At 34.0% G+C, this 2,408-nt stretch carries 1 protein-coding gene; it reads left to right on the forward strand.

All coding sequences use genetic code 11. The annotated features are described in order from the left end of the window. The coding region (locus tag ACUUYC_RS25375; RefSeq protein WP_474270637.1) for a hypothetical protein at positions 1-2,408 on the forward strand (2,408 nt) is incomplete at both ends.

Genomic DNA, 2,408 nt, shown 5'->3' on the forward strand with positions numbered 1-2,408 from the left:
TTGGTGTAAGTGATGCAGCTCCAAGTCAACTAGGTGATTTAACTACAAATTTATACACAAACGGATCACATACACGCTACTTAGCAGTACAATTAAATGAAACTTCTCTAATACCAGTAAATGAATTCAAAACCAAATATTTAGGAGAATATATTGACAGACCATTGCACTTCAGGTTCTTATTGAATATGGAGAAACACGATGTAAGTCGTTCTTCTTACGATTATGTAGAAGGGTATTGTATGATAGATCAATCGCGTGAGTTTTCAGTATTTTCTGGGTCGGATGGAGCTTATTATGGAGCCATTCCTATTCGATTGGAAAATCAAGAAGCTGGAACTAATGTTACTAGTGATGTCACCCTTGGAGATGCTACTATACAAACTGGTCAGACAAATCCGATTGCTAAATCAGGTTGGTTTTTTGCAAGAAAACATTTAAATAGATATGCTTATGGAACAGGTGATGATGAACCTGGTTCACCAAATATTCAAGATATTGTAAATGCCATCGGAAGCAGCTTGCCAGTACTTGCGGAAATTTTTATAGGACCAAACGGATATTTACAAGAACGAGCAATAGCTCGAAAGTTCAAGCCAGAAAAATCATGGATTCGTTTAAAGCACCCTACCAATGCAAAACTTGGAGGTGGATTACGTGTCAAAAAAGTACTCATGTATGATAATTGGGATGTAATGACTGAGAATCAGCAAACGAATCCTATAAATGAGTATAGCAATTTTTATGGACAAGAATATGACTATACTTTAGGACAAGATTTGGGTTCAAGTGGTGTAGCTACTTGGGAACCAAATATGAGTAAAGAAAATCCGCTTATTCAACCATTTTATGATAGTTCGGAGAAATTACAAGCTAGAGAATATGTTGAAAAACCGTTTGGGAAATCATTTTATCCTTCTGCAACAGTTACGTACAGTAAAGTTACTGTTAAAAACTTAAATCGAACTCAAGCAGATTCAAATGGAAATATTACCGAAACTGTAAAAAGACACGCTACTGGGAAAGTAACGAGTGAATTTTTCACATCGAAAGACTTTCCTACTAAATCTGATCATACAGTTATTGATGGAATGAATAATTATATCAGTAATCAAGCTAATATTATAGACAATCTATTGCGATTAAATGTTAGAACTGAATTGGCACTTTCACAAGGTTTTTCAATTATCACAAATGATATGAATGGAAAATCAAAAGCACAAAAAATATATGATGAAAATGAGAACCTTATTTCTGGTGTTGATTATAAATACAACGTTACAGAAGATGGCGAATTAAATAACAAACTTCCAGTAGTACACGCTGATGGAAGTATAGATGAAACCAAAGAAATTGGAGTGCATTATGATGTAATTACTGATTTTAATGAAAATTACAATTTATCAGAAAGCTTTGGTGTTGATACGAATTTAACTTTTTTCAATGCTGGTCCTTGGCCAATATTACTTGGTCAACTTCCTTTTGAATATAAAAGAAACGAAACAACACTTCATACTACCACTACTACAAAAGTGATTCATAAAACAGGGATTCTAGTAGAAAAGGTGGCTCAAGATTTAGGTGCTTCTGTGAGTACAAAAAATCTTGCTTGGGATGCTTTAAGTGGTCAAGTTTTACTTACGGAAACTTCTAATGCATTCAAAGATAACTATTATAATTTCTCATATCCTGCACATTGGGCATATAAAGGAATGGGACAGGCAGCTAAAAACTTAGGTGTTGAATGTCGTTTGACATCGCTTCATGAAAATCTTTCAGATGATTACGATCAAGATGTTGATGGGAATTCAACCTGGTATAAAATTCAAGGCGATACAAGTTTAAATACTAGCCTTGAAGAAATTTTCACTCCTGGCGATCAAGTAATGGTTTTTGATGCCACTGGAGCACCTATGGCAAATGATCCTATTTACTGGATTAGTCAAGTAGAAAATATAGACGATACAGCTACTTCCGATAAAAAGATGGTTTTGATTGATAGAGAAGGTGAGTACCTAAATGCTTGTGGTGAAGATGCAAGCCTGACTGATATTACGATTAAAATTATAAAATCTAATTACAGGAATTTCCAAAGTGCTGCAATGGCTTCTGTCACAAGTATGAAATCACCAATTAGTGATACAGATACAGTAATTAATGCTACCGATTTTACTGTTGACGAAAACACAACGACAACAAATAACCCAAGAATTATCAATGCATCTGCTGTTGAGTATAAAGATTTTTGGAATAATCCTGAAGAAAACATAGGTGTAAAAAAATATCCTTCATTAGCTTTTGAAGGCTCAGAACATCATTTGGTAAAGTATCCTAATTTTTATGAAACTAATCCATTTTTATACAATATCAAAGGAGATTGGCGTGCGGTAAAATCATATGCATATTTA

The sequence above is a fragment of the Kordia sp. E genome (assembly GCF_056033805.1).